This is a genomic window from Luteimonas sp. MC1782 (assembly GCF_014164605.1).
Lineage (GTDB): Bacteria > Pseudomonadota > Gammaproteobacteria > Xanthomonadales > Xanthomonadaceae > Luteimonas.
In genome coordinates, this window is the sequence record NZ_JACJFT010000001.1 from 442707 (window position 1) to 455007 (window position 12301).

A 12301-nucleotide genomic window follows, 5' to 3' on the forward strand; every position below is an offset into this window, starting at 1 on the left:
GCCGCGGCCGCGATGACAGCCACGCGTCAGTCGCGCCCGGCACCGATCACCAGCTCGATGGTGGCGTCGCTGGGCAGCGTGACCCGCACCGGCGCCGACTCGATGTCGTTGTCGCTCCGCTCCGCGGTGCCGCTGGCGGACAGGCGCGCGGTCACCACCACGTCGCGCAGTTGCGAGAGCTTGCTGGTGGGCATGGGGCTGTCGGCATCGTCGAGCATGATGTCGAGCGGCAGGTCCTGGATGGCGTGGCGTTCGGCGGCCACCGGCATCGGCGGGCCATCCGGCGCGCGCGCCATCACGAACACCGTGGCGTCGCCGCGGAGGCGTACACGCGCGGCGAAATCCGGGTCCAAGCTGACCTTGACGCGCAGGCCGGCGGACGTCGAGACGGGTCCGGCAGGCGGCACCGCGCTGGCTGTGGCGGCGCCGGCCGCATCGCCCGGTGCAGCACCGGCGGCCTGGCGCGCGATGGCGATCTGCTCGCGCAGGCTCAGCGCCGTGGCGGCATCGACATCGGGCAGCAGGGCTTCCCAGGTGGCGGCGGCTTCGGCATCCAGGCCGCGCTGGCGCTGGGCGATGCCGATGAACCAGCGTGCGCGCTGGTCGCGCGGCTGGAGGGCCACCGCGCGCTCCAGCAGGGCGAACGCGCTGTCGTCGAACCGCTTGCGGGGATGCGCCTCGGCGCGGGCCTGGGCGGCTTCAACAAGCAGTGCCGGATCATCGGCAACCAGCTCCAGCGCCTTGGCGTAGGCGGCGTTCGCGCCTGCGGCATCACCTTGCGCCTTGAGGGAGCGGGCCAGCAGCTGCCAGCCTTCGGGCTGGTCGGGATTGCGCGCGAGCGCTTCGCGAAGTTCGCTGACGGCGGCCTGGAACGCAGCCGGGTCGACCTGCTCCGCGGCGCCTGACGGGGCAGCCGCGACGCTGCGCGCCGCGGCTTCAAGCGCCGCCGGGTTGCCGAGCATCTGGTACAGCGCGAGCGCCAGCACCGGCACCACGGCCACCACGCCCGCGTACGCGCGCGGTGATGCCTTGCGCAGCGGCAGCGCAACAAGGCCTGTGGCGACCAGCGCGACCAGCACCAGCGCGATCATGAACACGATCGCCATCACCACTCCTGCCTGTCGTCATCGGGGGTCAGGCGGTTCACGCCGGCGCGCTTGCGCACCACGTGCACCAGCGCCGCCGCGCCCAGCAGCAGGACGATGCCCGGGCCAAACCACAGCAGCCAGGTGCCGCCGCCGAGCTGCGGGCGATACAGCACGAATTCGCCGTAGCGCTCGACCAGGAACGTCTTGATCTCCGCATCGCTGCGGCCTTCGCGCATCAGGTCGAAGACCTCGCGGCGCAGGTCGTGGGCGATCGCCGCGTCGGAATCGGCCAGCGACTGGTTCTGGCACATCACGCAGCGCAACTCGGACACCAGCGCGTGGAAGCGGCGCTCCTCCGCGCGGTCCTGGAACTCCAGGGGCGCCACGTCGCGAACCACCTGCGCGATGGCCGGCGCCGGTGGCAGCACCGCGAGCAACAGGCACGCGAGGAACGCCAGCAGTGCGGTACGCGCCATCATCCTTCCTTCGCCATGGCGTCCACCATCGGGGCCAACACCTCGTCGACGATCTCGTCGGTCAGCGGCCCGACGTGCTTCCAGCGGATGATGCCTTGGGCGTCGACCAGGAACGTTTCCGGTGCGCCATAGATGCCCCACTGGATGGCGGTGCGGCCTTCGTAGTCGGTGATCACCACCCAGTACGGATTGCCGAACTGTTCCAGCCAGCGCAGCGCATCGGCCGGCTCGTCCTTCCAGTTGTAGCCGATGACGCGGATGCGCTTGGTCTCGGCATACTTCGCCAGCACCGGATGTTCGTCGCGGCAGGCCGGGCACCAGCTGCCCCAGATGTTGAGCAGGTAGGGCTGGCCGCGCAGGTCGGCGCTGCCAACGCGGTAGCTGGCATCGTGCAGGACCGGCAGCGAGAACTCCGGGGCTGCGCGCCCGATCAGCGGTGAAGGCAGCGACTCGCGGTCGGGGCGGTCGGACTGGCGGACGCCGTAATAAAGCAGCGCAACCAGGACGATGAAACCACCTGCGATGGCAAGTGCAAGCAGCCGGCGGCTGCGGCTGGCGGGTGCGGGCGTGTTCATTGTGCGTCCCTCGGCGGCAACCTGAAGCGCCGGTCGGCTGCGGTCACGAATCCACCCAGTGCCATCAGCAGCGCGCCCGACCAGATCCAGCGCACGAACGGCTTGACGTGCAGGCGCACCGCCCAGCTTTCGCCGCCCAGCGGCTCGCCCAGCGCCACGAAGATGTCGGCGGTCACGCCGGCGTGGATGCCGGCATCGGTCATCACCTGGCCACCGCTCGCATACGCACGCTTCTCGGGATGCAGCAGCGTCAGCGGCTTGTCGTCGCGGAACACCTGCACCGTGCCACGGTCGGCCATGTAGTTGGGGCCTGGCACCCGCTCCACGCCGTCGAAGCGGAACGCGTAGCGGCCGATCTCGTGTGTCTGCCCCGGCGTCATCGGGAGCTCGCGCAGCACGTTCTGCGCCTCCACCAGCAGCGCGCCCATCACGAACACCGCCACGCCCAGGTGCGCCAGGGTCATGCCCAGCATCTCGGCGGTGAAGCGGCCGCCCTTCGCGCGGAAGCGCGTCCACACGAAGCGCAGCGTGCCGAACGCGACCCAGGCGGCGCCGCCCACGCCGGCCGCGGTCTTGGCCGCGCCCTGCGGCGCGGTGAACCAGGCGACGACCGCGAGCGCAAGCGCCAGCGCGAACCAGGGTGCCAGCATCGCCAGCGGCCGCGACGGCTGCTCCTGCTGCCAGCGGGTGAGCGGTCCGAACGGGATCAGCAGGACCAGCGGCGCCATCAGCACCAGGAACAGCGTGCCGAAGTAGGGCGGGCCGACCGAGATCTTGCCGAGGTCGAGCGCGTCGGCGATCAGCGGGTACAGCGTGCCCAGCAGCACCATCGCGCAGGCCGAGGCCAGCAGCAGGTTGTTGACCAGCAGCAGGGTCTCGCGCGAGCTGGCGGCGAACGGCTTGCCGTCCTGCATCTTCGGCGCGCGCAGCACGTATACCAGCAGCGCGCCGCCGATCACGATGCCGAGGAAGGCGAGGATGAAGAGCCCCCGCGACGGGTCGGCGGCAAACGAATGCACGCTGGTCAGCACGCCCGAACGCACCAGGAACGCGCCGAGCAGCGACAGCGAGAACGCCGCGATCGCGAGCAGAATGGTCCAGCTGTTGAAGCTGCCGCGCTTCTCGCTGACCGCCTGCGAATGCAGCAGCGCGGCGCCGACCAGCCACGGCATGAAGCTCGCGTTCTCCACCGGGTCCCAGAACCACCAGCCGCCCCAGCCGAGCTCGTAGTACGCCCACCAGCTGCCCAACGCGATGCCCAGCGTCAGGAAGCCCCAGGCGACGTTGGTCCACGGCCGCGTCCAGCGCAGCCAGCGCTTGTCGAGGTCGCCTTCGAGCAGCGCGGCGATCGAGAACGCGAACGGCACCACGAAACCGATGTAGCCGATGTAGAGCATCGGGGGATGGATGATCATCCCCGGGTCCTGCAGCAGCGGGTTGAGATCGTGGCCTTCCAGCGCCGCCGGCAGCAGGCGTTCGAACGGGTTGGAGGTGAACAGCATGAACGACAGGAAGCCCACCGCCACCAGGCCGATCACGCCGAGCGCGCGTGCGCTGAAATGCAGCGGCATGCGCCCGGACGTCAGCGCCACCGCGGCGTTCCAGGCGGCGAGCATCAGCGACCACAGCAACAGCGAACCCTCGTGCGAGCCCCACACCGCGGTGTAGCGGTAGACCATCGGCAGCAGCGAGTTGGAGTTGTCGGCCACGTAGCGCACCGAAAAATCCTGGCCGACGAAGGCCGCGGTCAGCGCCGCATAGGCCGCGGCCACCAGCACCAGCTGGGCGACCGCCGCGGGGCGCGCCACCGCCATCCAGCCAACGTGGCCGCGACTGGCGCCGGCCAGCGGCAACACGCCCTGCAGCAGTGCGAACAGCAGCGCGAGGACCAGCGCGGCTTGGCCGAGTTCGGGCAACACCTAGCGGTCGCCCGGGGCAGGCGCGGCGGGCAGGGTGACGTCGTGCTTCTGGTGCGCCAGACCCATCTTGTCGGCGACTTCCTTGGGCACGTAGGTCTCGTCGTGCTTGGCCAGCACCTGTTCGGCGACGAAGGTGCCGTCATCACGCATGCGGCCGGTGGCCACCACCGCCTGGTTCTCGCGGAACAGGTCCGGGAGGATGCCGGCGAACACCACCGGCATTTCCGCATCGCCGTCGGTGACGCGGAAATGCGCCTCCATCGAGCCCGCCTCGCGCCGGAACGAATCGCCCGCCACCATGCCGCCCAGCCGGAAGCGGCTTGCGCCCGAGGCGACCTCGGTGCCGGCGCGGCCGTCGAGGATTTCCGCGGGCGTGTACAGATAGGCCACGTTGCGCTGCAGCGCCGCGGCGACCAGCACGGCAACCAGGCTCGCGGCCACGACCAGCGCGACCACGAACCACAGGCGCCGGCGTCGGGTGGGATTCATCGCTTCAGTTCTCCAGTGGTGTCGGTGCGCCGCGGCGCCGTACGCGCGGCCTGTCGCCGCGTGATGCGTACCTGCCGCGCGATGCGCAGGCGCGGGGCGACGAAATCCCAGGCCAGCATGGCCGCGAACACGGCGTATGCGGCGATCACGTATTCGCGGTAGCTCACGCCGGCCCCTCCAGTTGCCGCCGCACCCAGTCCTTGCCGGCCTCGCGCTGCAGGTTGTCGGCGCGCGCGCGCGCCAGCAGCGAGCCGGCGAACCAGAGCTTGGTGCCGACCAGCATCCACACCAGCGGCGGCAGCATGCTCGCGTCCATCGACGATTCGCCGAACAGGCGGATGGTCTGGCCCTGGTGCAGCGAGTTCCACCACACCACGGAGTAGCGGATGACCGGCAGCATCACCACCCCGACCACCGCCAGCAGGCCGGCGGCGCGCGCCGCGGCACGGCGGTCGTCGATGGCGTGGTACAGCCCGATCACGCCCAGGTACAGGAACAGCAGCACCAGTTCCGTGGTCAGGCGCGGATCCCAGTCCCACCAGGTGCCCCACATCGGCTTGCCCCAGATCGACCCGGTCAGCAGCGTCACCAGGGTGAAGGCGGCGCCGACCGGCGCGCAGGCCATCGCCAGGATCTCGCACAACTTGATCCGCCAGACCAGCGCGATCGCGGCATACAGCGCCATCAGGCCGAACACGGCCAGGCTCATCCATGCCGCTGGTACATGGATGTAGAGGATCCGGAAGCTGTCGCCCTGCTGGTAGTCGGCCGGCACCTGGAACAGCGCGCCGTACGCGCCCACGGCCATCAGCAGCAGGCCCAGTCCGTACCCCCACGGCGCCCAGCGCGCGGCGAAGCGGTCGAAGTAGGGGGGTGACCCGAGCTGGTGGAACCAGCGGATCACCGGGTGCATCTGCGACATCAGGTTCTCGCCAGGCGGAGGGGGCAGGGCCCCACAGGGCAGGGGGAGCGTGTCGCATTGTCGGACATGTCCCGCTGACAGGCCATTTTTTCAGGTTTCCTGCGCCGGGCCAAGCACGATGGCCGGGACGGTTCAGCCCAGCGCGATGCGGATCGCCGCCGCCGCGGCCAGCGGCGCCAGTACCAGCGCCGCCACCAGGCCCGCTGCCAGCAGCAGCAGCCCGCCGACCGGGTCGAAGCCCTGCGCGGACGCGGTCACCGCGCCGGCACCGAACACCAGCACCGGCACGTACAGCGGCAGCGCCAGCAGGGCGACCAGGATGCCGGAGCGGCGCATGCCCACGGTGAGCGCGGCCACCACCGCGCCGAGCAGCGCCAGCAGCGGGGTGCCGAGCGCCATCGACACCATCAACACCGGCAGGTGCTCCCGTGGCAGGCCCATCAGTTCCGCCAGCAGCGGCATCGCCACCAGCAGCGGCAGCGAGGTCGTCAGCCAGTGCGTGGCCACGCGCACCAGCACCAGCCAGGCGAGCGGTACCGGCGCCAGCAGCCATTGTTCCAGCGAGCCGTCATCGGCATCGCCGCGGAACAGTGTGTCCAGCGCCAGCAGCCCGGACAGCAGCACGGCGACCCACAGCGCCCCGGGCGCCACCCGCGCCAGCATCACCGGCTCGCTGCCCAGGGCGAGTGCGAACAGCACCAGCACCAGCAGCGCGAACAGCGCCGGCTGCAGGGCATCGCCGCGCCGCCGCCACAGCAGGCGAACGTCGCGCACGACCAGCGCGCGGGCGGCAGGCCACATCACGACGGCCGCTCCAGTGTCAGCAGGCGCGTGCGTACAGGAGGCGCCGCATAGGCGCCGTGGGTGGTGACCAGTGCCGCGCCGCCGTCGCGCAGGTGTGCCTGGACCATGCGGTTCACCAGTTCGATGCCGTCCAGGTCGAGGTTTGCGTAGGGCTCGTCGAGCAGCCACAGCGGCGCCGGCGACAGCCACAGGCGCGCCAGCGACAGGCGCTTGCGCTGTCCGGCCGACAGCTGGCGCGCCAGCGCGTCCTCATAGCCGGCGAGGCCGACGGTCGCCATCGCCTCCTCGAGCGACATGCCCGCGCGCTTGCCGTGCAGGCCGCACAGGAACTCCAGGTTCTCGAGCGCGCCGAGGTCGGCCTTCTGCGCCGCGAGGTGGCCGAGGTAGGCCACCAGGCGTGCGCGCAGCGCAGGGACCGCTGGCCGCCCCTGCAGCCTGAGCTCACCGCCGTCGGCATGCAGCAGGCCGGCGAGCACGCGCAGCAGGGTGGTCTTGCCGGCGCCGTTGTCGCCCTGCACCAGCAATGCCTCGCCCGCGGCCACGTCGAAATCGACCGGGCCGAACACAGGCAGCTCATTGCGCGCGAAGCGCAGGCCGCGCGCGGACAGCAGCGGCGTTGGTGGCGGATCAGGGGACTCGGGCATCGTGCGGCCGCGGCCGCGACGGCGACCAGGTGGCGGTCATTCTAGCCAGTCGACCAGGTCCTGGCGTTCGTATCCCGCAGGGCGTGCCGCGTACATGCGCAGTCGCACCACGCCGCCGCGCGGCCACCACAGCGTGCCGAGCTGCTCGAAACGCCGTGCGAGCGCATCGAAATCGTTGACCGCCATGTCCATCACCAGCCAGCCCGGCTCACGCCAGCTGCGGTTGACCGCGGAGGCGAAGGCCGGCAGGTGCGGCGCGCCGCGTTCCAGCAGCATGTCCTGCAGGGCGGCATCCTGACGGCGATTGACCGCGTCTTCGCGCGGCACGGAATCCGGGTCCCACGCCGACAGGATCCCGAAGCTCGTGGCAGCCGGGTACGCGAGGTCGAGGGAGGGCATCGGCAGCCCGATGCGGACGTCGTGCCAGTCGCCGTCCAGCCCCCAGCGGTACTCGGCATCGAGGTAGGCGTCCGCCAGCAGCGACAGCGTCCTGGCATCGGGGGGAAGTGGGGCGGGCATGCCGGCGATTTAACCTGCTGCCGCCGCCCCCGTAAACTCCATCGTTTCCCGGCACGGTGCCGGAATGGAGGAATCGCGATGCCCGGCACCAAACTGCCCAAGGTCGGCACCACCATCTTCAGCGTGATGTCGCAGCTGGCCGCCGAACACCGCGCGGTCAACCTGGGCCAGGGTTTTCCCGATTTCGACGTGCCCGCGCGGCTGGTCGATGCGCTCGACCGCGCGATGCGCGCGGGCCACAACCAGTACGCGCCGATGACCGGCATCGCCGCGCTGCGCGAGGCGATCGCCGACAAGACCGCCGCGCTGTACGGGCACCGCCCGGATCCCGATGCGGAGGTGACGGTGACCAGCGGCGCCACCGAAGCGATCTTCAACGCCATCCATGCCGTGGTGCGCGCCGGCGACGAGGTGGTGGTGCTGGATCCGGCCTACGACTGCTACGAGCCGGCGATCGACCTTGCGGGTGCACGCGCGGTGCACGTGCCGCTCGACCCGGCAACGTTCGCGCCGGACTGGCAGCGCGTGCGCGACACGATCGGCCCGCGCACCCGCATGCTGATCATCAATTCGCCGCACAACCCCTCCGGCGCGATGCTGTCGGCGGCGGACATGGAGGAGGTGGCCGCAATCGTCGCAGAGACCGGCGTCTGGCTGCTGTCGGACGAGGTCTACGAGCACATCGTCTTCGATGGCGCGCGCCATGAATCGGCGCTGCGCCATCCGGCGCTCCGCGAGCGCACGTTCGTGGTGTCGAGCTTCGGCAAGACCTACCACTGCACCGGCTGGAAGGTCGGCTACTGCATCGCACCGCCGGGGCTGTCGGCCGAATTCCGCAAGGTGCACCAGTACAACGTGTTCTGTACCTTCGCGCCGGCGCAGCACGCCTTCGCCGAGATGCTGCGCGAGGAGCCGGAGCACCATCTCGGCCTTGGCGCGTTCTACGAAGCCAAGCGCGACGCCTTCCGCGCCCGGCTGCTGGAAACGCGGCTGCGGCCGCTGCCGGTGCCGGGCGGCTATTTCCAGTTGGTCGACTATTCCGGCGTCAGCGACCTCGACGACGCGGCCTTCTGCCGCTGGCTCACGGTCGAGCACGGCGTCGCGGCGATCCCGCTGTCACCGTTCTACGATGCGCCGCCCGCCGGGCAGCGCCTGGCGCGGCTGTGCTTTGCCAAGAACCAGGCCACGCTGGACGCTGCGATCGAGCGGCTGCGGCGGCTCTAGCCTGGTCGCCGGGGCGGTGCGCAATGCCGCCCCGAGCGATTAAGATCGCGGCATGGACAATCTGCGCATCTCCCTTGTCCAGGGCGACACGCTCTGGCACGACCCCGCCGGCAACCGCGACTACTACGGTGAGCTGATCGCCCCGCTGCGCGGCACCACGGACCTGGTGTTGCTGCCGGAAACCTTCACCAGCGGCTTCAGCAACGCGGCCCTCGACCAGGCCGAAGGCATGGACGGGCCGACGGTCGCCTGGATGCGCCAGCACGCCACTGCGATCGGCGCCGTGGTGGCCGGCAGCGTGCAGCTGCGCGACGGCGACCAGGTGTTCAACCGCCTGCTCTGGGTGGACCCGAAGGGCGACGTGCTGCATTACGACAAGCGCCACCTGTTCCGCTACGCGGGCGAGCACGAACGCTATGCCGCGGGCAAGGCGCGCCTGGTGGTCGAGCTCAAGGGCTGGCGGATCAATCCGCTGGTCTGCTACGACCTGCGCTTCCCGGTGTTCGCGCGCAACCGCCAGGACGCGGACGGTCGCCCGGAGTTCGACCTGCAGTTCTACATCGCCAACTGGCCTGCGGCGCGCGCGCATGCCTGGAAGACGTTGCTGCGTGCGCGCGCCATCGAGAACCTGTGTTACGTGGCCGGCCTCAACCGCGTCGGCCGTGACGGCAACGGCCTGGCGTACGACGGCGACAGTGCGGTGATCGACTTCATGGGTACGGCGCTGAGCGAATGCACCGACGAAGAGGTGGTGGTCACCACGACCCTGCTGGCCGGCGAGCTCGCGGCCCACCGCGCGCGGTTCCCGGCGCTGCTCGACGGCGACGCCTTCAGCCTCGACGGGGTCTGATCGCGCGCCGTTGACGATCGCGGGGGCACGATGGCGCCATCACAGCGCAGGAGTCGGCCATGGGCCAGGTCGCCCCGAGGGTACTCACCCGCAACGAGGACATCCGTGCGATCGAGGCGCGCAGCGCCCTGCTGCCCGACGAGGCGATCGTTGCGGTGACCATGCGCGACGGCAGCCTGGTGCAGGGCACCGTCGCCATGCGGCCCATCGTGCAGGTGTTCCTGGACACGCACGGGCAGGAAGGATTGAACGCGGTCGTGCGCATCGACGACGCGCACGATCCGCCGCAGACCCATTACCTGTGGCTGGACGACATCAGCGGGATCCGCCAGCTCGGAACCGCCTAGGCACGGCCCCCGCAGCTGCGGGGAACCGTATCGCGCATCCTGGCGTCAGGCGCCGCGACGTCCGCCGCCACCACCGCCACCACCTGGACCTCGCGGGCCGCGGTTGCCACCCGCCGGGCGGCTGCCACCCGGACGACCGCCGCCGGGCTTGCCTGCGCCGGGGTTGCCACCGGGGCGCCCGCCGGGACGGCCGGGTCCGGCACTGGCACCCGGGCGTGCACCACCCGGACGTGCGCCCGCCGGGCGCGCGCCACGCGGACGTTCCTGCGCGGCATACCCGCCGGCGTGGTCGGACGGGAACGAGGGCGCATTGCCGGGATGGCCGTACGGACGCGCCGCACGCTGCGGCTTGCCACCACCCGGGCCGCCGGCACCGCCGGGACGCCCCTGTCCGCCGCCACCGGGCCGGCCCTGGCCGCCACCCGGACCCGCCTTGCGCGCGCCATACGGCTTGGGCCCCGCAGGGCCTGCGTTGCGATGGCCACTCGGGCCGGTGTCGACGCCGTCCGGCACGTACCAGCTGCGGAACGCCGCCGGGTTGCCTTCGGGCAGCGCACGCTGGTCGCGGCGCGGCTTGAGCGGATTGTGCGACTGGCGCGCCGCCGCCTCGCCGGTGACGGTCAGGCCACCGGAGGGCCGGTGCTGGCCGCGACGGCCGCGGTCCTCGCGGACGTTGTCGAAGCGGCGCAGTTCACGGCCTTCGTCGGCGGTGCTGTGGCCGCCGACGTAGCCGGCCGAACGCGGGCGGTCGCCGACATGCAGGGTGGACTTGGATGCCCTGCGCTGGCCGATCACCGGCAGCAGGGTCAGCGCCGCAGGTGCGCCGTCATCGAGCTTGAGCTCGCGGCGCAGGGCCTCGACCTTGTCCGCGGCGAGCTCCTGCGACTGGCCGCGCAGCAGCGGCTGCGGCAGTTCCACCGAGCCGTAGCGGATGCGCTTCAGGCGGCTCACCTGGCAGCCCTGCGACTCCCACAGCCGGCGGACCTCGCGGTTGCGGCCTTCCTTCAGCAGCACCTGGAACCATTCGTTGGAATCGGTGCCGCCGATGCGCTTGACCTCGTCGAACTTCGCCGGGCCGTCCTCGAGCGCCACGCCACGGCGCAGGCGGTCGACGATCTTCTCGTCCACCTTGTCCTCGCCCTCCGGCGCACGGACACGGCACACGTACTCGCGCGCGACCTCGAACGACGGATGCATCATCGCGTTGGCGATCTCGCCGTCGGTGGTCAGCAGCAACAGGCCGGTGGTGTTGATGTCGAGGCGGCCGATGGCGATCCAGCGCGCCCCCTTGAGCGTGGGCAGCGAGTCGAATATGGTCGGCCGGCCTTCGGGATCCTCGCGCGTGGTGACCTCGCCCTCGGGCTTGTTGTAGATCAGCACGCGCGCGGGTTCGGTCAGCGCGCTGGCCACGAAGCTGCGGCCGTCGAGTTCGACACGGTCGCCGCCGCGGATGCTCATGCCGGTCTGCGCGACTTCGCCGTTCACCTTCACCAGGCCGTCGGCGATGCGCTGCTCGAGCGCGCGCCGCGAGCCGAGCCCGGCCTGCGCGAGCACCTTGTGCAGGCGTTCTTCCATGCGCGGGGTGGCGGCCTCGGGGACGCCGTTGGCGTCGGTGCCGCGCTTGAGCGACAGCTTGCGGCCGCCCTTCTTGTCTTCAGTCATTCTCTGCTCCGGTGCTGTCGCCTTCTACGGCGAGGGCATCTGTGTATGCCGCGTCCTGCGGCTGGGGTGTGTCGAGATCCGGCGCAGCGGCGTCCGCGGCGTCGGGGGGTGTGTGGTCTGGCGCCGTGTCAGCGGTGTCGTCCGTGTCGTCGTCGCCGATGTCATCGAGCCCATCGATCGCGAGGTCGCCGACCGGCATGGCGCCGTCGGCCGGCACGCGGTCGAACACCAGCTGTGGCTCGAGCTCGCCGAAGTCCTTCAGTTCGGACAGCGGCGGCAATTCGTCCAGGCGCTTCAGCCCGAAATAATCGAGGAAGCCTCTGGTGGTGCCCAGCAACTCCGGGCGGCCGGGAACGTCGCGGTGGCCGACGACGCGGATCCATTCGCGTTCCTCGAGCGCCTTGATGATGTTGCTGCTGGTGGCCACGCCGCGCACCTGCTCGATCTCGCCGCGGGTGATCGGCTGGCGGTAGGCGATCAGTGCCAGGGTCTCCAGCGTGGCGCGCGTGTACTTCGTCTGGCGCTCCGTCCACAGCCGCGCGACCCAGGCGTGTACGTCGGCCCTTACCTGGTAGCGCCAGCCCGAGGCCACTTCAACCAGCTCCACGCCGCGCTGCGCACTTTCGGCCTGCAGCGCCTCGAGGGCCTGGGCGACGGCGTCGTCGGGCGCGGGCTCGTCGAGCGGGAACAGCGCGTCGAGCTGGGCGACCGTCAGCGGCTGGCTGCTTGCGAGCAGCGCGGCTTCGACGATGCGTTTGGTCAGGTCTTGATCCATGGAGGTC

14 protein-coding genes and 1 pseudogene are annotated in these 12301 nt (G+C 71.0%); 3 read left to right on the plus strand and 12 right to left on the minus strand.

Annotation, left to right across the window (positions count from 1 at the left end):
* Positions 1-26 precede the first annotated feature (26 nt).
* From H5368_RS02205 to H5368_RS02250, 10 genes are all read right to left on the minus strand, one after another.
* Positions 27-1106, minus strand: coding sequence for a cytochrome C biogenesis protein (locus H5368_RS02205; protein WP_220486479.1), 1080 nt, complete (start codon positions 1104-1106; stop codon positions 27-29).
* Positions 1106-1564 carry a cytochrome c-type biogenesis protein gene (locus H5368_RS02210; RefSeq protein WP_182820905.1) on the minus strand — a complete coding sequence of 153 codons (459 nt, stop codon included), beginning with the start codon at positions 1562-1564 and terminating at the stop codon, positions 1106-1108. The genes H5368_RS02205 and H5368_RS02210 overlap by 1 nt, the downstream gene beginning before the upstream one ends.
* Positions 1564-2139, minus strand: coding sequence for a DsbE family thiol:disulfide interchange protein (locus H5368_RS02215; RefSeq protein ID WP_182820907.1), 576 nt, complete (start codon positions 2137-2139; stop codon positions 1564-1566). The genes H5368_RS02210 and H5368_RS02215 overlap by 1 nt, the downstream gene beginning before the upstream one ends.
* The gene (locus tag H5368_RS02220; protein ID WP_182820909.1) at positions 2136-4058 is read right to left on the minus strand and encodes a heme lyase CcmF/NrfE family subunit; all 1923 of its coding nucleotides are present in this window, start codon (positions 4056-4058) and stop codon (positions 2136-2138) included. Before H5368_RS02220 ends, H5368_RS02215 begins: the two co-directional genes overlap by 4 nt.
* On the minus strand, positions 4059-4547 hold the full coding sequence (ccmE, locus tag H5368_RS02225; protein WP_182820911.1) for a cytochrome c maturation protein CcmE: 489 nt from the start codon (positions 4545-4547) through the stop codon (positions 4059-4061).
* Entirely contained in the window at positions 4544-4714 is a 171-nt protein-coding gene (locus H5368_RS02230) for a heme exporter protein CcmD (protein ID WP_182820914.1), read from the minus strand. Before H5368_RS02230 ends, ccmE begins: the two co-directional genes overlap by 4 nt.
* Complete coding sequence (locus tag H5368_RS02235) at positions 4711-5460, minus strand: heme ABC transporter permease (protein WP_182823668.1); 750 nt, start codon at positions 5458-5460, stop codon at positions 4711-4713. Before H5368_RS02235 ends, H5368_RS02230 begins: the two co-directional genes overlap by 4 nt.
* Before the next feature lie 141 nt (positions 5461-5601).
* A complete protein-coding gene (ccmB, locus tag H5368_RS02240) occupies positions 5602-6270 on the minus strand; it encodes a heme exporter protein CcmB (RefSeq protein WP_182820916.1) in 669 nt (222 codons plus the stop codon).
* The gene (gene ccmA / locus H5368_RS02245; RefSeq protein WP_182820918.1) at positions 6270-6917 is read right to left on the minus strand and encodes a heme ABC exporter ATP-binding protein CcmA; all 648 of its coding nucleotides are present in this window, start codon (positions 6915-6917) and stop codon (positions 6270-6272) included. The genes ccmB and ccmA overlap by 1 nt, the downstream gene beginning before the upstream one ends.
* 36 nt (positions 6918-6953) lie before the next feature.
* The gene (locus H5368_RS02250; protein WP_182820920.1) at positions 6954-7436 is read right to left on the minus strand and encodes a DUF3293 domain-containing protein; all 483 of its coding nucleotides are present in this window, start codon (positions 7434-7436) and stop codon (positions 6954-6956) included.
* Between the two features lie 78 nt (positions 7437-7514).
* Here H5368_RS02250 and H5368_RS02255 point away from each other — a divergent pair, with 78 nt between their 5' ends.
* From H5368_RS02255 to H5368_RS02265, 3 genes are read left to right on the plus strand one after another with little or no spacing between them, the layout of a single operon-like run.
* A complete protein-coding gene (locus H5368_RS02255; protein WP_182820922.1) occupies positions 7515-8660 on the plus strand; it encodes a pyridoxal phosphate-dependent aminotransferase in 1146 nt (381 codons plus the stop codon).
* Positions 8661-8712: 52 nt separating this feature from the next.
* Positions 8713-9510 carry an amidohydrolase gene (locus H5368_RS02260; protein ID WP_182820925.1) on the plus strand — a complete coding sequence of 266 codons (798 nt, stop codon included), beginning with the start codon at positions 8713-8715 and terminating at the stop codon, positions 9508-9510.
* Between the two features lie 59 nt (positions 9511-9569).
* Positions 9570-9857, plus strand: a complete 288-nt coding sequence (locus H5368_RS02265) for a DUF3247 family protein (protein ID WP_182820927.1) — start codon at positions 9570-9572, stop codon at positions 9855-9857.
* A gap of 45 nt (positions 9858-9902) precedes the next feature.
* Here the strand turns inward: H5368_RS02265 and H5368_RS02270 are convergent, their stop codons facing one another.
* Positions 9903-11519, minus strand: coding sequence for a pseudouridine synthase (locus tag H5368_RS02270; RefSeq protein ID WP_182820929.1), 1617 nt, complete (start codon positions 11517-11519; stop codon positions 9903-9905).
* 193 nt (positions 11520-11712) lie between these two features.
* Positions 11713-12294: pseudogene (gene scpB, locus H5368_RS02275) on the minus strand (SMC-Scp complex subunit ScpB); the annotation flags it as partial.
* Positions 12295-12301: the final 7 nt, after the last annotated feature.